The organism is Ensifer sp. GW823-FHT05D09, from assembly GCF_058795755.1.
This window is the reverse complement of the sequence record NZ_JBXAIA010000002.1, coordinates 565,759-585,487: the sequence shown is the minus strand read 5'-3', so window position 1 is coordinate 585,487 and position 19,729 is coordinate 565,759. Positions and strand designations below refer to the sequence as shown.

Genomic DNA, 19,729 nt, shown 5'->3' with positions numbered 1-19,729 from the left:
GCTTCATCGCGGGGCCTGTCATTGCGGGCCGCTCCCCTCAGGCGACGGGCACGTTGTAGGGCGTAATCACCTCCACGGCTGACAGCCGGTTTCCGGCCGGCTTCTGACCGTTGCCGCTTCTCACGGCGAGAATGGCGCGGAAGGCCATGCGGGCGTCGCGTCTCAGGTCATGGTGCAGGACGAAATGGATCCGGCGTTCGCGCAGCAGCGCAAGGTTGTCGTGATCTAGGTCATGGGCGATGAACAACGTGCAATCGCGACCGACGCGCTCGAACGCCGCGAGCACAGCGCGGTTGCCGCCGCCGATCGAATAGGCCGCATTGATGTCGGCGTGTGCCGCGAGCGCCTTTGCCGCAAGCGCACCGGTCTCGGTGTCCTTGCCATGGCCTTCGCTGATCTCGACAATGCGGATTGCCGGATAGTGTTCACGCAGCACGCGGCGAAAGCCGATTTCGCGTTCCTCCTCGCCACGGAAACGACTGCTTGAAATTGTCACGAGCACGGTCGCGGAGCGTTCAGCGAAGCGTTCGCCGATGAGATAGGCCGCCGTTTCGCCGGCCGCACGGTTGTCTGCGCCGGCATAGGCGGTCCGCGCCGAATTCGGCAGGTCGGTGACAAGCGTAATCACCGGGATACCCGCCTGTTCCAGGCGGGCGACGGCGCCCGCGACTTCAGGCATATCAGGCGCTTTCAACACCACCCCATCGGTTCCGCGCAACCGAATGCGGTCGAGAAGCTGGGCGATGTCCTGCGGGCGCATCGTCTCGGCGAAGTGGAAGCGACAACGGAACGTCGTTGGCATGAAGGTCGGCGCTTCGGTTTCGAATGCCTCTCTGACCGCATCGGTAAAACGCTCCGGTGCCTCCATCACCACGTCGATCGTCCGCCTCTGGCCCTGGATCTCCAATCCGGATTGCTGCTTTTCCAGCTCGCGAATGGCGGCCTTCACGCGCGCTTCGGTCTGCTGGCGCACGCCGGGGCGCCCGTTCAGGACGCGATCGACGGTCGCGGTGCTGAGCCCGGCCTGAAAAGCAATATCCTTGACCAGAAACGGATGAGCCAACGGCGATCTCTCCTGATGGTTTTTTGATGGATTCCTGCTCTATATCATGATTGGACGGCGCCTATAGTCGGGGCATCGAATGTTTCTGAGGAGGAACGGGATGAAGACCGACAACAATGCGCGCCAGCGCCTCGACCGCGTGTGGCTGAGCGAAGATGGCTGCGACATCGAAGAATTTCGTGCCGAGGTGGAGCGCCAGACGAACCTTGCGGACTATCCGCATGCGCTCGCCTGCGAGAAGAACGTGCTGATCTATGACAGCGCCAGCCTGGTTTCAGCCTGCGCGACGGCCGAGGGGCGCCGCGCGGCACTGGCCGAGATCTGCGAAGTGCTGGCGACCGGTCCAGGTGTTGCCGTGTTCAAGCACGCCTACGCCGACACAACCGTCATCGATGCCGCCAGCGGCATCTTCGATGCGATCATCGAGGAGCAGCACCGCACCAAGAGCGGCGGCGGCGACCATTTTGCCAAGCCCGGCGCCAACGACCGGATCTGGAACTCGCTCGAAAAGCACTGCCTGAAGAGCCCTGAAAATTTTGCCGCCTACTATGCCAATGCCATCATTGCACTTGTCAGCGAAGCCTGGCTTGGTCCGAACTATCAGATGACGGCGCAGGTCAATCGGGTCAATCCGGGTGGGGCGTCGCAGGCGGCGCATCGCGACTACCACCTCGGCTTCCAGAGCTCTGATGTCATCGAGCAATATCCGGCTCATGTGCACCGGCTGTCACCTGTCCTGACGCTGCAGGGGGCGGTTGCTCATTGCGACATGCCGCTTGAAAGCGGCCCAACGCTGTTCCTGCCCTATAGCCAGACCTATGTGCCCGGCTACCTCGCGCTGAAGCGGCCGGAGTTCCGCGCCTATTTCGACGAACATCACGTGCAGTTGCCGCTTGCAAAGGGCGATGTCGTTTTCTTCAATCCGGCGCTGTTCCATGCCGCCGGCAGCAACCGTTCGACCGATATCAAGCGCGTTGCCAATCTGCTGCAGGTTTCGTCGGCCTTCGGGCGAGCGATGGAGACCGTGGATCGCGTGAAGATGAGCGCGGCGCTCTATCCGGCGCTGACAGCTCTTATCGCATCCGGCGCCCTTTCGAAGGGTGAGGTCGCCAATGCGATTGCGTCCTGTGCCGAAGGTTATTCCTTCCCGACCAATCTCGATCGCGACCCGCCGCTCGGCGGCCTTGCGCCGAAAACACAGGCGCAGTTGATGCATGAGGCGCTTTCAGGAAGGTGGAGCGAGGCGGATTTCCGCAAAGCGCTTGAAGAGCAGGCACAGCGCAAGCTGAGCTGAACAGAAGATATCGCCATGACAGGTCCCCGGCGCTCGGCGGCGGGGGCCGTTCCTGTTTCGATGACACTTTCACTCCTGGGAGGAATTTCATGACCGAACAACACGGCCGTCTTGACGGCAAGGTCGCCATCGTCACCGGTGGGACGCAAGGGTTGGGGGCAACGATCGCCAGCCTGTTTGCGGAACGCGGGGCCGAAGGCATCGTCATCTGCGGGCGCAACACTGCCAAGGGAGAGGCGAAGGCTGAGGAGATCCGCAAGGCGAGCGGCGCGCAGGTGCTTTATGTCGAAGCGGATCTCGAAAAGGTCGAAGATGCCCGAAAGGTTGTCAACGCCTGCGACGCCACCTTCGGGCGGGTCGATGCGCTGGTCAACGCGGCAGCAATCACCGATCGCGGCACCATTCTCGATACAAGCCCCGAACTCTTCGACCGGATGTTCGCCATCAATGTGCGGGCGCCGTTCTTCCTGATCCAGGAGGCTGTCAAGGTTATGCGAAGGGAGGGCACTCAGGGCACGATCGTCAACATCGGTTCCATGTCGGCCATGGCCGGGCAGCCGTTCATCGCTGCCTATTGCTCGTCCAAGGGCGCGCTGGAGACGCTGACCAAGAACACGGCTTACGCGCTGTTGCGCAACCGTATTCGTGTCAACGGTCTCAATATCGGATGGATGGCCTCAGAGGGGGAAGATCGCATCCAGCGAGAGTTTCACGGTGCTGCAGCCGACTGGCTGGAAAAGGCGGCCGCCAGCCAGCCTTTCGGCCGGCTTGTCGATCCCAAGGAAGTCGCGCGCGCCTGCGCCTATCTGTCCTCGAACGAATCCGGCCTGATGACGGGGTCGGTCATCTGCTTCGACCAGTCGGTCTGGGGTGGCTATGACGGCTCGCCACATCCCGTCGCCCCGCTTTGATAGTGAGCCGCAAGGGCAGCGGTCGAAAGGTCTCCGATGTCGACCGCTGCCGAAAGGCTCGCACGGTGCCGGCGGGCACCCACCGAGTTGCTTGTCATTCCCTATGGGCTGTGCACTTATGGCGTCGTCAGGTGCCCGCGACGCGGGAGAATCGGGAATCCGGTGTCACTCCGGAACGTGCCCAACGCTGTGACGGGGACGGCTGCCCCAGGGATCTTGAGTTTTCTCAAAGTCTTGCCACTGGATCTTCATCGGATCTGGGAAGGCGGAGCGGCCGGGGGATCCGAAGTCAGAAGACCGGCCTGGCAAGATAGACCGAAACCCGCGCGGACGGCGGAAGGTTGTGCATTGTTGGGGATCGAACGATGCTGACTGACGCGAATGGCGGCCTTGCGGCCGCAGAAGCCTTTTCATTTGACGAGCGCGAAGCCGTCTACCGCGCCATCGAAACACGCCGGGACGTGCGGGATCAGTTCCTGCCCGACCCCTTGCCTGACGATCTGGTGATGCGCCTGCTCAATGCAGCGCACCGGGCGCCATCGGTGGGGTTCATGCAGCCATGGAATTTCGTCGTCGTGCGCCAGGCGGAAACCCGCGAGCGGGTCTGGCAGGCGTTTTCCCGCGCCAACGACGAAGCTGCGCTGATGTTCGATGGTGATCAGCGCGCGAAATACCGCTCGCTGAAACTGGAGGGTATCCGCAAGGCACCGCTCAGTATCTGCGTGACATGCGATCGCACACGCGGCGGCTCGGTCGTTCTCGGGCGCACCCACAATCCTGACATGGATGTCTATTCCACCGTCTGCGCCGTCCAGAATCTCTGGCTTGCCGCGCGCGCTGAAGGCGTCGGCGTCGGCTGGGTCAGCATCTTTCATGAGAACGAGATCAAGGCGATCCTCGGCATACCCGATCATGTCGTGATCGTCGCCTGGCTTTGCCTGGGCTTCGTCGACCACCTCTACCGTGAGCCGGAACTGGCGGTAAAAGGCTGGCGCCAGCGCCTGCCGCTGGAGGAACTGGTATTCGAGGAAGGTTGGGGAGCCTGCCGGAAGGCTGACGCCGCGATCAGTTGCTCTGAACCGGTTGGTAAGCCGGACCCTTGGGGTGGCGAAGGTCGATCGACGTTTCCTCCTGGGGCAGGAACGTCGGCCCGATGACCCGCACCTTGCTCTTGGCGGGATCGTAGGGGCGCTCTTCAGCGGGAACCGTCACCTTGGCAGAAGGGGCATCTGCCCCCTTATTGCCTTCGATGACGATGATCGAGGACTGACTATCGCTGGAATTGCCGCCGCCTGCCTTGGGCGTTGTTGCCACCGTCTTCGGGATCTGGCAGCCGCAGATGCCGGGCTTGCCGACGTCTCGCGTCCGGTAGGCAAAGGCGTTCGGCAATTCCCGATAGGGGCGTCCAGTCGAGGCGGAAACCATCTGGTCGCTCTCTTCGGTCGCAAGCTCGTGGAAGAAGAGCTCGGTTTCGGCACCCGGGCAGCGGGCGCGACAGGCCTGCTCGTCGCGAGCAAAGTCCGCCGGGCTCGCCTCGGACGAAATGGGGAAGAAGGCGCCGTCGCAGGTGCGCACGCACATGGTGCGAAGCGTGCCGGAATAGACGCCGCTTTCCGGAGGGTATCCGTCTGCGTCGCCATCGCGCAACAACGGCCCGTAGGATTCCTCCGGCGGCAGATCGCGCAGGATATTGCGATGCGTTTCCGGCGCGTCCGGGTCGGCGCTGGCAAATTCCTCGCGGTCGCCATAACAACCGTTGATCTCGAGTGCAGCCAGGATGCGCCGACGCGTGTCGTCGCCATCGCCCGATATCAGCTGCTGGCGTTCCGATTTGAGGATAGCGAGATTGTCTTCCATCTCGGCGATCAGGCTGTTGATATCAGCGCAGATATCCGGGTCGCCGCCATTGAACACGACGACGCTGCCTGTGCCGCAGCCGGCGCGGCGGCGATCGTTGCGCGCCCGACGCAATTCAATGTTCTGTCGCGAAATGGCGCTCGCGTAATCGCGCGTATCGGCCGTGGTGGTGATGGCTTCGGGCAATTGCGCAAGCCGGGTGTTCAGGCGGTCGCACACGCTGGAGGCCAGCGCCTGATCGGCAAGAACCAGAAGCAGCGGCAAAGTCGCCGCGGCAAGGGTTTTCATGTTCCGGAACAAGGGCGAACGTCCATTTCTGCAACCGCGCTGCGCCGCCCTTGTTGTCCGGGATCGGTCGCCGTCGGCATTTCCTGTTTCAGCCTTATCATAAGGCTTGTCACTGCGTGTGCAACGACAAGCCTCGTAATGCGTTAACAGTGTCGTCCTCTCGGACGAATGGACGGCTCCAATCCGGTGTCAGGCTGCGCGTGCGGTTTCCAGCGACATCGGCCGCTCAAGCACGGTGCCTTCGATCGCGGCGACGGCCTTCATGGCGCTCAGCAGCGACGGCGTCACTTCCCAGGCGACCGCCACGGCAAAGACCGAGCCGATCCGGTGCGGTTCACCGATGCGCTCGCCGGGGCAACCCATGCGACGGAACATCCGCTCGAGGAAGACGTCGGTGACCGTAACGATGTGGCTGATGCCGGAGGCAAGTCCGAGTTCGCCGACGCCGCACATCAGTTCTGCGGCGGCAACCGTGACCTGATTGGAAGCACGGTCCTGGGAAATTTCCGGATCGATGCAAAAGCGGCTCGATTCCCAGATCGAGGCGCTGCGGATCTCCGGGTTGTCGCCAAGCAGGATCGGGAACGTATCGTCCAGCATGTTGGGGCCAAGCGTCGGCAGCAGCCTCAGCGATCCGCGCAGCTTTCCGGTGTCCGGCGAATAGGACAGGATGTAGAGCGGGTTCGACTTGTCGTAGTTGTCGATCTCCCAGTCCCCATCGGTCTGAACGTCCCATTTCAGGAAGTCGTGAAAGACGCGCTTGCGCAACTTGAACATCTCGTCGATGGCCTGTGGGTGCTGTCCGCGTGTCCTGCCGTTGAGGATCCTGATCATCGTTCTCTCCATCCTTGTCTTTGGGGGATGGCGTGATGCTGTCAGTCCGGCGGCGGAGAAGAAACTGGCACTAGTGACAGTACCGGTAACGGATTTTTTACTCTAAATTTCGATGGGTTTCCGGAAGAGCGTGGGGGGGAGCGGCTCTAGCCCGGATCAAACTGTGGGGATCAGCGCATGGCGGACGGCCTGGGCCACGGCCTGCGTGTTGGAGACGACGTTGAGCTTGCGGCGGGCATTGGTCATGAAGAAGCGCACGGTGCGCTCGGAAATTCCGAGAATGGTGGCAATCTCCCAATAGCTCTTGCCGGCTGCCGACCAGGTGAGAACCTCGGTTTCACGGCCGGTCAGGCGCATCTCGCGCGTTGCCGCGCCACTAGTCATGGCCGCATTCTCGAGCATGCCGGCATGAAACAGGTTGGCGGCGAGCTGGAAGTCGCGCAGATGATTGCGCCGATAGATCGACCATTCGGCCGCCGACATGTTGACGTTGATGGCAAGCAACGCCATGCGGCCGGCCGGCGAGGGTAGCGGCAGGGCGACGCCTTCACTGGAAAGCCCGATCTCTTCGGCCGTCTTGAACAACGGCTCGCATTCGGGAAAGCGATGGCGCGCCGTCGTCCATTCGACCGGTCTGACGCCGCCGAGCGCCAGCTTGAGGATCGGATCGATGCGATAGAGCCCGCGCGTCAGATAAAGCTCCGCCGCGTAGGCACCGAATGTGTGGTGCAGGCGGCAGATCTTGAGCTCGTCCGCATAGGGCTCGGCTTCAAGATAAAGGAGATGAGCGATGCGAAAGGTACGTCGCATCAACGTAAAAAAATGGGCCGGCTCGACACAGCCTCCGCATTCCAGGATTTCCAGCATGTCGAGGACAGCCTGTTGTTCAGTCATGCCACAACACCGATTCTTGCCCTGAACCCCACAATGGTTGGGGGTTCACCTTTTGTCCAGAACCGTCATCCGCATTTGCTGTGGATTGTCGATCCTACAAACAATGGTTGTTGCCAGGATCGGATCGGAAACACAGGGCCGCCGGGTACGACGGCCCTGCAAAAAGTTTCAACCCGGATGGCTGGCTTCAACGACAGCGAGTGCTGCCATGTTAACGACGCCGCGCGAGGTCACGGACGGCGACAGGATGTGCGCCGGCAGTGCCGAGCCGAGCAGGATCGGGCCGACATGCAGGCTGTCCGTCATCGTCTTGACGACGCCGAGCGTGATGTTGGCGGCATCGAGATTCGGGAAGACCAGCAGGTTGGCTTCGCCCGAAAGCGTGCTGTTGGGCATGACGCGCTGGCGCAGAACCTCGGAGATGGCCGAATCACCATGCATTTCGCCATCCACTTCGAGGTCGGGCGCAAGTTCGCGCACGAGCTGCAATGCCTGACGCATCTTGGTGGCGCTTTCGGAATCGCGTGAGCCGAAGTTCGAGTGCGAGACAAGGGCGGCATGCGGCGTGATGCCGAAGCGGCGGATTTCCTGTGCCGCCATGACTGTCGTCTGGGCGATTTCTTCGGCGCTCGGGCAATAGCTGACATAGGTGTCTGTGAAGAACGTTGCGCCGCGCTGTGAGATGAGCAGGCTCAGTGCCGAGAAGTCGAGTACGCCTTCGCGCTTGCCGATGATCTGCGAGACGTCGCGCAGGTGCTTGCTGTAGCGTCCTTCGACACCGCAGATCAGTGCGTCGGCTTCGCCGCGCTTGACGGCAAGCGCCCCGATGACCGTGGTGTTGGTGCGCACGATCGTACGGGCTGCTTCCGGAATGACGCCGAGGCGGCCGACAAGGGCGAAATAGTCCTCGACATAGTCACGATAGCGCGGGTCGCCTTCGGGGTTGACCACTTCGAAATCGACATCAGGACGAATGCGCAGGCCGTAGCGACGCAGGCGCGTCTCGATGATCTGCGGACGGCCGATCAGGATCGGGCGGGCTGTGCCTTCCTCCAGCAGCACCTGGGCTGCGCGCAGCACGCGCTCGTCTTCGCCTTCGGCAAAGATCACGCGGTTCTTCTGCGCGTTCTTGGCGGCGGCAAAGACCGGCTTCATGATGAAGCCGGAGCGGAAGACGAAGCGGTTGAGCTTGTCGAGATAGGCGTCGTAATCCTGGATCGGACGAGTGGCGACACCGCTCTCTTCAGCAGCCTTGGCGACGGCCGGCGCGATCCTCAGGATCAGGCGCTGGTCGAAGGGCGAGGGGATCAGGTAGTCAGGGCCGAAGACCGGCGTCTCGCCGGAGTAGGCGCGGGCAGCGACATCCGATGGCTCCTCGCGGGCAAGGCCGGCGATGGCGCGGACGGCCGCCATTTTCATTTCTTCGTTGATCGTGCTTGCGCCGCAGTCGAGCGCACCGCGGAAGATGTGCGGGAAGCAGAGCACGTTGTTGACCTGGTTGGGGAAGTCCGAACGGCCGGTGCAGATCATGGCGTCCGGGCGTGCCGCACGGGCGGCTTCCGGCATGATCTCGGGCGTCGGGTTGGCCAGTGCCATGATCAGCGGCTTTTCCGCCATCTGTACCAGCAGTTCCGGCTTCAGCACGCCGGCCGCCGACAGGCCGAGGAAGACGTCGGCGCCACCGATGCTGTCTGCAAGCACCCGGTTGTCGCTTTCCTGGGCGTAGACCGATTTCCATTGGTCCATCAGAACTTCGCGGCCCTTGTAGACAAGGCCTTCGAGGTCGTGCACCCAGATGTTTTCGATCTTGGCGCCCAGCGTGACGAGCAGGTTGAGACAGGCAAGCGCTGCAGCACCGGCACCCGAGGTGACGATCTTGGCCTTGGCGATGTCCTTGCCGGCCAGCTCGAGGCCGTTGAGGATCGCGGCCGCAACGATGATGGCGGTGCCATGCTGGTCGTCATGGAAGACGGGAATCTGCATTTTTTCACGCAGCTGGCGCTCGACCTCGAAGCATTCCGGTGCCTTGATGTCTTCGAGGTTGATGCCGCCGAAGGTCGGCTCCAGCGCCGAGATGACGTCGACCATGCGCTCGATGCTTGCGGCATCGATCTCGATGTCGAAGACGTCGATGCCGGCGAATTTCTTGAACAGGACGGCCTTGCCTTCCATCACGGGCTTGGAGGCAAGCGGACCGATGTTGCCGAGGCCGAGAACGGCCGTGCCGTTGGAGATAACCGCCACAAGATTGGCGCGCGCCGTGTAGTCGGCTGCCGTTTCCGGGTTGTCGCGGATGGCGATGCAGGGCGCAGCCACGCCGGGCGAATAGGCGAGCGCGAGGTCGCGCTGGTTGCCGAGCGGCTTGGTGGGCTGGATTTCGAGCTTCCCCGGGCGCGGGTAACGATGGAAGAAAAGAGCCTGCTGGTCGATATCGCCGCTGGCCGGACCGGTGTGGGATTTGTTTTTGTCGCCCGTGCTCATAGTCTGCATTCCTCTTTTTTGGACGTGGCCTTGTGGCACGAATTGCGAACCGCGTACAGTTTTTGCGCGGTTCTTTTGCGCCGGTGCGACGAAGCGGCCGGCGTCCGTGTCATCTTCCTGAAACACGAGTCTGGTTTTGACGGACCCCAGAAGGCTCAATCAAGACGAGGCTGGTATGATGGCGGCGCCGCAAGACAACTCCGTAAGACATCTCAGGACGTTGTTCATCTCCGACGTCCACCTCGGCTCCAAGGCGGCCAAGACCGACTTTCTCATTGATTTCCTGCGGTATCACGAGGCGGAAACCATCGTTCTCGTTGGCGACATCGTCGATGGCTGGCGGTTGAAGCGCAGCTGGTATTGGCCGCAGAACTGCAACGACGTTGTCCAGAAGCTTTTGCGCAAGGCGCGCAAGGGCACGCGCATCATCTATATCCCCGGCAACCACGACGAATTCATGCGCGATTTTCCGGGCGTTCACTTTGGCGGCATCGAGGTGGCGCAGCGCCACATGCACAAGGGTGCCGACGGCCGCAATTATCTGGTCTTGCATGGCGACGAGTTCGACGTGGTCGTGCGCAATGCCCGCATCCTCGCCTATCTCGGCGACTGGGCCTACGACACGGCAATCGCCATCAATATCGGTCTCGCAGCCATTCGCCGCCGGCTCGGCATGCCCTATTGGTCGTTCTCGTCCTGGGCGAAGCTGCAGGTGAAACACGCCGTCAACTTCATCGGCGAGTTCCAGAAGGTGGTTGCCGACGAGGCCAGGCGTCACGACGCCCAAGGGGTGATCTGCGGCCATATCCACCATGCCGTCATCGAAGACATCGGCGACATCCGCTACATCAACACCGGCGACTGGGTCGAAAGCTGCACGGCGATCGCCGAGCACCACGACGGCACCATGGAGCTGATCACCTGGCATCAGATGCGCGGCGGCGCCGCTGAAGCCGAGGGAACTGCAGAAGCCGAACGTCTGCTGGCGCAATTGCTGACGCAGCGGGCAGCGTGAAGAGGCTGCGAGCAACCTACGAACCACGCTTGTAGCGAAATCTAGGTTATGGCGATCCTGCGGTGGGCTATGCTATTGCTCGCCCATAGCCATCAGGTCCTCCCATGATTCCCTCCCAAGCGCCCGCTGCCGTGGGCCCTCCGCCGCGTTATTTTACGCTTCGCACAGCCTTGCTCTTCTGCGCTCCGTTGATCGTCAACGGTTTCGCCATGCCATATTTTCCGGTCTGGCTGACGACGCTTTCCATGAGCGATTTCGAGATCGGCGTTGTGCTGGCCCTGCCGATGTTCGTGCGCGTGTTCACGGCGCCGATCGCGGGTGTGATCGCCGATCGGCTCGGAGAGCGCACGATCGTTCTGATCTGGTCTGGGTTCCTGTCGCTGGCGACGGCGTTCTTGCTGTTTTACGCCCGCGAGTTCTGGCCGATCCTGATCATCTACACGCTGCAATCGGCCGTCTATTCACCCTATGTGCCGATCGTCGAGGCGATTGCGCTTTCCGGTGTCAGGCGCTGGGGTTTTGACTATGCCCAGATGCGGCTGTGGGGCTCCGTTGCCTTCATCGGCGCAACCATGCTCGGCGGCTGGTTGATCGGCATCTTCGGTGGCGACATGGTGCTGCCGGCGATGGCGATCGGATTTGGCCTGACGATCGCGATGGCCTTCGCAGCGCCCAAGGTCGGTCGGCCGCGACGTCCGTCGCCGATCACGGCCTTGACCGAGCCCCCGCCGAAATCGCTGCGCCAGCTCGATCTGCAACTGCTGTTGATCGGCGTGACACTGGTGAACGCCAGCCACGCCATGCTGTTCGCCTTCTCGGCGATCTACTGGCAGCATATCGGCTATAGCGGCACGGAGATCGGCATTCTCTGGAGTGCGGGCGTTGCTGCCGAAGTGACGATGTTCATCTTCGCCAAGGCGATCATTCGGCGTTTCAGCGTCTGGACGATGATCCTGTCAGGCTGTTTCCTGGCGGTGCTGCGCTGGATCATCTTCCCGATGGATCTCGGTTTTTCCGGATACTTCGTACTGCAGTGCTTTCACGCCTTCACCTATGCCATCATGCACACCGGCATGCAGAACAAGCTGGTGGAGCGCGTGGTCGAGGAGCAGGAAGCATCGGCGCAGGGCCTCTACTTCTTCTACACCGGCATCTTCACGGCAATCTTCACGTTCCTGTCAGGCTATCTCTATGCCTGGTACGGGGTGAACGGGTTCTATTCGATGTCGGTCGTCGCCTTTGCCGGCTGCTGCTTTGCCCTGACCGCCCGGTACCTTCAGCCCCAGAGGCGCGGCTCGGGCGGAAAGACCAGCGAGGCCTCGTAGCGCAGGCCCGGCGTGCGGTCGCGCGCCAGGAGCAGGGGGCCGTCGAGGTCGACGAAATCCGCGCCCTGCGCCGCCAGGATCGCCGGTGCCATGCCGAGCGAAGTTCCGACCATGCAGCCGACCATCACCTTGAGGCCAAGCGATGCCGCCGCATCGCGCATGCGCAGGGCTTCCGTCAGGCCGCCCGTCTTGTCGAGCTTGATGTTGACCGCGTCGTAGCGGTCGACAAGGGCGGAGAGATCGCCGGTCGCATGCACGCTCTCGTCGGCGCACACGGGAACGGGGCGGGCAATGGTGGCGAGCGCCTGATCGCGGCCGGCCGGCAGCGGCTGCTCGATCAGGTCGATGCGCTGTTCGGCGCAGATGGCGAAGTGATAGGCGAGGCTGTCCGGCGTCCAGCCCTCATTGGCATCGAGAATGATGCGGCTCTCCGGCGCACCCTCCCGCACGGCGCGGATGCGAGAGGCATCGTCCGACGTCCCGACCTTGATCTTGAGCAGGGCGCGGTGGGCATATTGCGCGGCCTGCGCACGCATCGCTTCGGGCTCGGCCAGAGAAAGCGTATAGGCCGTTGTCAATGTTTCTGGTGAGGAAAGACCGGCAAGCTCGCGGACAGATTTGCCTTTCTGCTTTGCTTCGAGGTCCCACTGTGCGCAGTCGACGGCGTTGCGGGCAGCACCCGGCTTCATCGCCGACTGCAGTTGCTGGCGCGTCAGACCCTGCTCGATCTGCGGGCGAATCGCTTCGATTTCTGCAAGCACCGAGGCAATCGTCTCGTTGTAGCGGCCATAGGGCACGCATTCGCCCCAGCCGCTGCTGCCGCCCGCGGTGATTCGGCAGGTCACCACGCTCGCCGTGGTCTTCGAGCCGCGTGAAATCGTGAAAGTGCCCGCAATCGGGAAGTCTTCGGTTGTCGCTTCGAGCACAGTGGACATGAAATCTTCTCCGGCGGGGGCTATCTGGCACATTGGTGGCGATGTTACCGGCTTCGTCCGGATGACATCAAGGATGTGAGCCGTTATGACGGAGCAAGCTTTTACGAGCGGTTAGCAAATCGGGATGACAGAGACCAGGTGACGCGTTCCCAGACCAAGATCGTTGCGGATGTCGCGCTCGGCGGAGACGCCGAAGGCTCTGATGGCACTTACGTCTTTTCGGGCGTCTGGCGGCACGAGACGGCTGAAGCCATGGCTGCCAAGCTCGACCAGCTTGCGCGCAAGGGTAGTAGCGTCAAGCAGTTCGATCTGTCGGGTGTCACTGCCATGGATACGGCGGGGGCATGGATCATCCGGCGTTTCATGACGAAGATCGCCGGCCCTGAAAAGGACGGGATCCAGTTTGTCGATGGCGGACAGCGCTATGTCGAACTGATCGGCGCGCTGCCGGCGGAACTGCCGACACCGGAGGACGAAAGCGACAAGATTCCGCTGTTCCAACGGCTCTTCGCGCCGATCGGCGAAGTGATGATCGCCACCTGGAACGATATCGTCGCTGCAATGTACATTCTCGGTTCGGCGGTTCGTGGTGCGCAGCTCAAGCTCGGGCGACACAGCGGCCTCTCGCCGGCGGCCATCGTCCACCAGATCGACCGCATGGGCGTCAAGGCCGTTCCGATCATCATGCTGATGTCATTTCTGATCGGCGCGATCATTGCGCAGCAGGGTGCATTTCAGCTGCGCTACTTCGGCGCCGAAGTTTTCGTCGTCGATCTCGTCGGTATCCTGCAATTGCGTGAAATCGGCGTGCTCTTGACCGCGATCATGATCGCAGGGCGTTCGGGCAGCGCGATTACAGCCGAAATCGGTTCAATGAAGATGCGCGAAGAGGTCGACGCGCTGAAGGTCATGGGCCTCAGCCCCGTTGGCGTCCTGGTGTTTCCGCGCCTTGTGGCGCTGACGATCGCTTTGCCGCTTCTGACCATCATCGCCAATTTCGCGGCGCTGACCGGTGCGGCGCTGGTCGCCTGGACCTATTCCGGTATTACCATTGCGACCTTTCTGTCGCGCCTGCAGGAGGCCGTCGATTTTTCATCGGTCGCGGCCGGCATGATCAAGGCGCCGTTCATGGCGCTGATCATCGGTGTGGTGGCGGCCGTCGAAGGGTTGAAGGTGGGCGGCAGCGCCGAATCGCTCGGCCGCCACGTGACCTCCTCGGTGGTCAAATCGATCTTCGTGGTGATCCTGATCGATGGCCTGTTTGCCATGTTCTACGCGGCGATTGAATTCTGAGGCGGATGGGACGATGGACACAACAGCCACAGAAAGACAGCCAGACGCCGCGAACGGCCATGAATCGGTTCTGTCCGTGCGCGACCTGACGGTCGGCTTCGGCTCCCATATCGTGCTCGACAAGCTCAATCTGGAGATTTACCGCGGCGAAATTCTCGGCTTTGTCGGTGCCTCGGGTACCGGAAAATCAGTGTTGATGCGGACGGTTCTGCGGCTTTTGGCCAAGCGCTCCGGCACGATCGAGATCCTCGGCGCGGAATACGACAAGATGTCTGAGGCCGACCGGATCGCGCTCGACATGCGTCTGGGCGTGCTTTTCCAGCATGGCGCGCTCTTTTCGGCGCTGACAGTGCGCGAAAACATCCAGGTGCCGATGCGCGAGTATCTCGACCTGTCGCAGAGCCTGATGGACGAGCTGGCACGCGTGAAGATCGAATTGGTGGGGCTGGCGCCAGAGGCGGCCGACAAGTACCCATCCGAGCTTTCGGGCGGCATGATCAAGCGGGCCGCACTTGCCAGGGCGCTGGCGCTCGACCCCGATCTCGTCTTCCTCGACGAGCCGACGTCGGGCCTCGATCCGATCGGTGCGGCCGAGTTCGACGAGTTGATTGCCAAGCTGCGCGACACGCTCGGATTGACCGTGTATATGGTGACTCACGACCTCGACAGCCTGTTTTCGGTCTGCGATCGCATCGCGGTGCTCGGAAACAAGAAGGTTCTGGTTGAGGGGACGGTCGAGGACATGCTGGCCTGTGACGATCCCTGGGTGCAGTCCTATTTCCGGGGGAAACGGGCGCGGTCGATCGTGCGTCACGACGAGTAGCGCCAGGAAGCCGGCGGGCAGCTTGGGAGATTTTCCGGATGTCTGGAGCAGATGAACGGCCGATAGGATGGCCACTGAGGTAGTCGGAACGAATGGAAACTAAAGCGAATTACGCCATTGTCGGCTTCTTCACGGTGTTCGTGATCGCGGCGGCCTTCGGCTTCGTCTACTGGATGTCGCAGTATGGCCGCAGCGGCGAGATGGTCGAGCTGGTCGTCAACATTCCCGGCTCCGCCAACGGTCTTTCCGTCGGTTCGCCGGTTCGCTTCAACGGCATTCCCGTCGGCTCCGTGCGCAATCTGGCGATCGACGCCAACGACCCGCGCTATTCCATCGCGGTGACGGAAGTCTCCATTGACGCACCCGTGCTGAAATCGACCAAGGCGACGCTGGAAGTGCAGGGCTTGACTGGTGCCGCCTACATCGAACTCAGCGGCGGCAACAAGGGCGACGAGAACATTTTGAGGAATGCTCTCGAGAAGGGCACCCAGGCGCGCATCCTCGCCGACCAGTCGAGCGTTACCAGCCTTCTTGCGACCGCCGACAAGATCATGGACCGCGCCAACGACGCGATCACCGACATTCAGGGCTTCGTCAAGGACGTGCGCGGTCCCTTGACCGGCACAATCAGCAATGCCGAAAAATTCTCCAAGGCGCTTGCCGACAATTCCGGCGCGATCGACGATTTCCTGAAGAGCGTCACCGAGCTTTCTGCGTCGATCAATGCGGCATCGAAGAAGCTCGATTCGACGCTTGCTTCTGCTGATGTGCTGGTGAAGTCGGTGGATCCGAAGAAGATCGATCGCATCGTCAGCAATGTCGAGCAGATGAGCAATGACCTGAAGGCCGCCTCCGGCGGGGTTTCGGAGACCATTGCGGCGTTCAAGCGTACGGTCGAGACCTATGACCAGTTCGGCAAGAACGCGCAGAAGACGCTCGAGCGCGTCGATACGCTGGTGGCTGCCGTCGACAAGCAGAAGGTCGAACTGGTCGTCAACGACATCTCGGCGGCAAGTGCAGATGCCCGCAAGGCGGTCGCAAACATCACGCAGTTTGCCGCGAAGATCACCGCGCGCCAGCAGGACATCGATCGCACCATCACCGACGTGACCCAGATGGCGAGCAAGCTGAATGCAGCATCGAACCGGGTCGACAGCATTCTGGTCAAGGTGGATGGCTTCCTCGGCGATGCCGACGCGCCATCGCTTTCGGCCGAGGCGCGCAGCACGCTCGAATCGTTCCGCAAGGTGGCCGAGAACCTCAACGCCCAGATCGGACCGATTGCCGATAATCTGAAGCGGTTCTCCGGGGGAGGCCTTCGCGATGTCGAGGCGCTGGTGTCCGATACGCGCCGGACGGTGCAGAGCCTCGAGAATACGATTTCGACATTCGACAAGAACCCGCAACGCCTGCTGTTCGGCGGCGAAACGGTCAAGCAATATGATGGTCGCACCCGACGATGAATCAGGTAAGACATGGCCGGCGCGGGGCCGGGCGGGTTGCTTTCAATAAAGAGCGCTCTAAGGTGCTGCGTATTGGACAAGGGTTTGGGCAGTATGAATTTTCCGGGGCTGGTGTGTGTGCGTAAGACCGGAGCGAAACGCTCCGCGATGATCTTCACGCTGGCTGTGTTGCTGGCGGGCTGCGGAGCCGGTGCCGCCGTCAACGACACGTTCAACCTGTCCTCGTCCCCCGTCGTCGAAGGGCGCGTGTCGACCAATAAGCAGATCCTGGTGCCGGAACCAACGGCCTTGAAGGCGCTTGACAGCGACCAGATCGTCATCCGTCTGTCCGGCTCGGAACTGCAGTATCTTTCCAAGGCGCAGTGGAGCGACCGCCTGCCACGCATGGTGCAGGCAAAGCTGGTTCAGGCGTTCGAGAATACCGGCAAGGTCGGCGGCGTCGGCAAGCCGGGCGAAGGTCTGGCAATCGACTACCAGGTGATCAGTGAAATCAGATCCTTCGAAATCTCGACCGAAGGGGCCGACACGGCAGTGGTCGAGATCTTCGCAAAGATCGTCAACGACCGGAACGGTACCGTGCGAGCGCAGAAGGCGTTCCGCGCTACAGTCGGCGTCAAGGGCACCGGCAATCCGGCTTTCGTCAAGGCACTCGACCAGGCATTCGCCACCGTCGCGTCCGAGATCGTCGGTTGGACGCTGAGTTCGATCTGAGTTAACGCTGTCTGGCCTCTGCCGCCTCGATGCGGTTGACGACCTCGACGACACCTTCTGTCAACCTTGCGGCCTCTTCGGCGCGCGCACGCTCTGCCTGGGTGGCGACATGACCGGAGAGCATGATCGTATTTCCCGTGCAAATGACGATGACATCGGCGGCATCGAGCCCCGGTGTCACGGCCAGACCGTGAGCAACGCGGCGTTCCAGCTCCGCCGGCTGATCACCCGCCGTCCGCTCAGGCTCCATGCCGTGGAATGTGCGCTTCTTGAAGATCATGATCGGGTCCCTCCGTGCCTTGCCAAGGACAACGCCAGCGACCGTCATTTGTTCAGCTGTTCCAATCGAAACAGTGCGAAATCGGTTTTCATGCGATGGCTCTGACATGCGGATCGCACGTCATTCCTGGCCGCTGAATTCGAACGGGGAACATCCATGCGCCATTCTTTCATCGCCATCGCTACTGCGATGACGACCGTCTTTGCCGTCACTATGCCTGCCGAGGCTGGCACTTACAGTTACGGCTATCGACAGACCTGTGTCGTCAAGACAATAAAGAACTACGGTGCCTATGGCCGGGTGGTGATGAAGAAGGTACGCATCTGCAAGTGACGCCTGCACGGCCTCGGTCGCATGCGGTAGCATGTTGTGGCCGGTTTGACACGTCATCACCGAGACAAGCAGGCGGGCTGGTTACCCGGGTGTGTGGCCGGTCGCGAGCATCTCCATGACAGCGGACATGGACCGATCCTCGCCGGCGACATAGTCCGCAAAGGTCGGCTTGACCGGCACGTTCGGTTCAAGGGAGCCTGCCGGGACGTCATAGATGTAGTTCAACAGAAAGCACGTCCTGAGCTGCGCCAGGCTGCATCCGTTCTTCCAGTCATGGAAGCCAGTGGTATAGCGGATCGCAAGCTTGGAATTTGGCAGAACGGCGAGGCCTCCTTCGCCCCAGAACTGCATGCGATCACCCACGGGCTCGCCAATGATAGTGACACGGGCTCCGCCGTAATGTTTCAGCCAAGCTGCGGTGCTGATCGCCGCGGAGAACGTGTTCCCGCTGGTCAGTATGAACAGCCGCCCCGTCGGTGGCAGAATCTCCGGCAAACGTCGGCCAAAGTCAGCCGCGAGCACGTAGTTGCCGCCATTGTTAAAGCGCAGGTCGACGACGGCGTTGCGAATTGGCTTCTCAGCGGATTCATCGAGGATGTTGGAAAGATACGCGGAGAGATCGATCGGCGCCTGGTCGCGGACGCGGTTGATTTGAACGTAAAGCAGGTCCGGCACAGGATAGGAGTGCCAGTAATTGCGATCGGGTTGGGAGAGATACTGCGGCGGCACTGTACCGTCGAGAGCATGTCGCCACCCGGATGTACCGCCGGCTTGCGCGATTGGGCTCAGATCACGTGCGGGCCAGAAGTTGGTGTTCTGGGGCTCTTGGGTACCGGACATCGCGGCGAGTTCCACCGGAACGACGCTCCGATCTGCCAGCCGCATGTCATAGGTGCTGCTTGCCGCCGTTTCAGCAAGGCCGGCCGCGTGGAGAAGCTCCGGTGAGATCAGGATGTTTGGCGCCAGCTCCTTTGCTAGATTGGCAGGGCCGCCAACATATGGCCGCAGCGCCGCCACCAAGGCATCCGTCGTCTTACCATTCACACTGAGGATCTGTCTCCCTAGCAGGTGGCTTTGACCTTCAGCTGCGGCGATCACGAACAGCCCATCGGCAAACCAGCCGAAACGAATAGGCACGGCATTGAAGCTGCGACCGCCGACGAGCCCGACAACATTGGTGTGCCCGTTGTCGGCGAGCGCCACTGCCTTCGCCGTCGCCATTGCCAGTCCAGCCCGGTCGAGATCCCCGGCGCGTTGTTCCATCTCGCTGAGGGCGAGCGCGAAGGCGGCCTTGGATTCCGGCGTGAAGCTCCGTTCGAAATCCGGAAAATGCCGCAAATGGGCGAGGTCCTGCCTATTTGCGTCCAGCTGCGAAACGGCTGCCTGGACGGGAGGAGCCGTCGGATAGGTCTTCAGCGTCGGGTAAACGATAAGCGCAAGCGGTGTCAGTATGAGAAGGGCCAACAGCGCGATCGTGATCGCGGATAACTTGAGCCACCGCGGGACGCGCTTCTTGCGTCGGTCAGCAGCGGGTGCCGTGTTCTCGTTCGACATGCGTTGTCCTTCTCGCGTGGTGATGACTTGTCATCCGTCGATGCCATTTTGGGGACTGGCGTCGCCACCCGGATCATGCACCAGATCCAAATATTGCAGCGGACCCGATGGGGACGGACAGATTGGGACTGGGATTTCGGTAGAACGGCATGCTTGCGTAGCGGCGCGAAGAGATTTTACGACACCACGTCTAGTAGATGTTCATGGGTCTGGAAAAGCACAAGGGCCTGAGCGCATTTCACGGCGCAGGGCGCGGTGAACTGGTCGTCACCAGCACGTTGAAGTGTTCGGAGAGAGTTTCAATTGGCGACGCCGATGCGTTCGGCAAAAAAGGCGGAAAGGCATCTGGCCCCAACTCGCAATCTGGAAGCCGGT

General features: G+C 61.7%; 18 protein-coding genes and 1 riboswitch. Of the genes, 10 read left to right on the top strand and 8 right to left on the bottom strand.

Annotated elements, in window-relative coordinates; genetic code table 11:
- Positions 1-37: 37 nt before the first annotated feature.
- Positions 38-1,063: a LacI family DNA-binding transcriptional regulator gene (locus AC1Q80_RS08560; protein WP_492360142.1), complete on the bottom strand. Its 1,026-nt coding sequence runs from the start codon at positions 1,061-1,063 to the stop codon at positions 38-40.
- 100 nt (positions 1,064-1,163) lie between these two features.
- Between AC1Q80_RS08560 and AC1Q80_RS08555 the strand changes: the two genes are divergently transcribed.
- The 3 genes from AC1Q80_RS08555 (at position 1,164) to bluB (ending at position 4,425) form a co-directional block, all read left to right on the top strand.
- Positions 1,164-2,357, top strand: coding sequence for a phytanoyl-CoA dioxygenase family protein (locus tag AC1Q80_RS08555; RefSeq protein ID WP_492360141.1), 1,194 nt, complete (start codon positions 1,164-1,166; stop codon positions 2,355-2,357).
- A gap of 89 nt (positions 2,358-2,446) precedes the next feature.
- On the top strand, positions 2,447-3,268 hold the full coding sequence (locus AC1Q80_RS08550; RefSeq protein WP_173420116.1) for an SDR family oxidoreductase: 822 nt from the start codon (positions 2,447-2,449) through the stop codon (positions 3,266-3,268).
- A 112-nt stretch (positions 3,269-3,380) separates the two neighbouring features.
- A riboswitch (cobalamin riboswitch) is annotated at positions 3,381-3,588 on the top strand.
- A gap of 45 nt (positions 3,589-3,633) precedes the next feature.
- A complete protein-coding gene (gene bluB, locus AC1Q80_RS08545; protein WP_492360140.1) occupies positions 3,634-4,425 on the top strand; it encodes a 5,6-dimethylbenzimidazole synthase in 792 nt (263 codons plus the stop codon).
- Here bluB and AC1Q80_RS08540 read toward each other — a convergent pair.
- From AC1Q80_RS08540 to AC1Q80_RS08525, 4 genes are all read right to left on the bottom strand, one after another.
- Positions 4,334-5,413: a DUF2865 domain-containing protein gene (locus AC1Q80_RS08540; protein WP_492360139.1), complete on the bottom strand. Its 1,080-nt coding sequence runs from the start codon at positions 5,411-5,413 to the stop codon at positions 4,334-4,336. The genes bluB and AC1Q80_RS08540 overlap by 92 nt on opposite strands.
- A 189-nt stretch (positions 5,414-5,602) precedes the next feature.
- Positions 5,603-6,247, bottom strand: coding sequence for an acyl-homoserine-lactone synthase (locus tag AC1Q80_RS08535; RefSeq protein ID WP_173420113.1), 645 nt, complete (start codon positions 6,245-6,247; stop codon positions 5,603-5,605).
- A gap of 156 nt (positions 6,248-6,403) precedes the next feature.
- Positions 6,404-7,141 (bottom strand): helix-turn-helix transcriptional regulator, encoded by a 738-nt coding sequence (locus tag AC1Q80_RS08530; RefSeq protein WP_173420112.1) that lies wholly within the window; start codon positions 7,139-7,141, stop codon positions 6,404-6,406.
- A 168-nt stretch (positions 7,142-7,309) separates the two neighbouring features.
- On the bottom strand, positions 7,310-9,622 hold the full coding sequence (locus AC1Q80_RS08525) for an NADP-dependent malic enzyme (RefSeq protein ID WP_173420111.1): 2,313 nt from the start codon (positions 9,620-9,622) through the stop codon (positions 7,310-7,312).
- A 175-nt stretch (positions 9,623-9,797) separates the two neighbouring features.
- On the opposite strand from AC1Q80_RS08525, the gene AC1Q80_RS08520 reads away from it, so the two are divergent.
- Both AC1Q80_RS08520 and AC1Q80_RS08515 read left to right on the top strand, forming a co-directional pair.
- Positions 9,798-10,637 carry a UDP-2,3-diacylglucosamine diphosphatase gene (locus AC1Q80_RS08520; RefSeq protein ID WP_173420110.1) on the top strand — a complete coding sequence of 280 codons (840 nt, stop codon included), beginning with the start codon at positions 9,798-9,800 and terminating at the stop codon, positions 10,635-10,637.
- A gap of 104 nt (positions 10,638-10,741) precedes the next feature.
- Positions 10,742-11,962 (top strand): MFS transporter, encoded by a 1,221-nt coding sequence (locus AC1Q80_RS08515; RefSeq protein ID WP_492360138.1) that lies wholly within the window; start codon positions 10,742-10,744, stop codon positions 11,960-11,962.
- On the opposite strand, the gene dgcA is transcribed toward AC1Q80_RS08515, so the two are convergent.
- Positions 11,914-12,897 (bottom strand): N-acetyl-D-Glu racemase DgcA, encoded by a 984-nt coding sequence (gene dgcA, locus AC1Q80_RS08510; protein ID WP_492360137.1) that lies wholly within the window; start codon positions 12,895-12,897, stop codon positions 11,914-11,916. The two genes, AC1Q80_RS08515 and dgcA, sit on opposite strands and share 49 nt — an antisense overlap.
- Positions 12,898-13,035: 138 nt before the next feature.
- On the opposite strand from dgcA, the gene AC1Q80_RS08505 reads away from it, so the two are divergent.
- The 4 genes from AC1Q80_RS08505 to AC1Q80_RS08490 all read left to right on the top strand — a co-directional run bounded on the left by AC1Q80_RS08505 (position 13,036) and on the right by AC1Q80_RS08490 (position 17,187).
- Complete coding sequence (locus AC1Q80_RS08505; protein ID WP_173420107.1) at positions 13,036-14,190, top strand: ABC transporter permease; 1,155 nt, start codon at positions 13,036-13,038, stop codon at positions 14,188-14,190.
- Between the two features lie 13 nt (positions 14,191-14,203).
- Positions 14,204-15,013, top strand: coding sequence for an ABC transporter ATP-binding protein (locus tag AC1Q80_RS08500; RefSeq protein ID WP_077503668.1), 810 nt, complete (start codon positions 14,204-14,206; stop codon positions 15,011-15,013).
- Positions 15,014-15,105: 92 nt separating this feature from the next.
- Positions 15,106-16,476, top strand: coding sequence for an MlaD family protein (locus tag AC1Q80_RS08495; protein ID WP_173420106.1), 1,371 nt, complete (start codon positions 15,106-15,108; stop codon positions 16,474-16,476).
- A gap of 93 nt (positions 16,477-16,569) precedes the next feature.
- Positions 16,570-17,187, top strand: coding sequence for an ABC-type transport auxiliary lipoprotein family protein (locus AC1Q80_RS08490; RefSeq protein WP_492360368.1), 618 nt, complete (start codon positions 16,570-16,572; stop codon positions 17,185-17,187).
- Between the two features lies 1 nt (position 17,188).
- On the opposite strand, the gene AC1Q80_RS08485 is transcribed toward AC1Q80_RS08490, so the two are convergent.
- Positions 17,189-17,467, bottom strand: coding sequence for a BON domain-containing protein (locus tag AC1Q80_RS08485; RefSeq protein WP_173420105.1), 279 nt, complete (start codon positions 17,465-17,467; stop codon positions 17,189-17,191).
- 156 nt (positions 17,468-17,623) lie between these two features.
- On the opposite strand from AC1Q80_RS08485, the gene AC1Q80_RS08480 reads away from it, so the two are divergent.
- Positions 17,624-17,800 (top strand): hypothetical protein, encoded by a 177-nt coding sequence (locus AC1Q80_RS08480; protein ID WP_173420104.1) that lies wholly within the window; start codon positions 17,624-17,626, stop codon positions 17,798-17,800.
- A gap of 81 nt (positions 17,801-17,881) precedes the next feature.
- Here AC1Q80_RS08480 and AC1Q80_RS08475 read toward each other — a convergent pair whose 3' ends face one another.
- Positions 17,882-19,354 carry a S41 family peptidase gene (locus AC1Q80_RS08475; protein ID WP_492360136.1) on the bottom strand — a complete coding sequence of 491 codons (1,473 nt, stop codon included), beginning with the start codon at positions 19,352-19,354 and terminating at the stop codon, positions 17,882-17,884.
- Between the last annotated feature and the right edge of the window lie 375 nt (positions 19,355-19,729).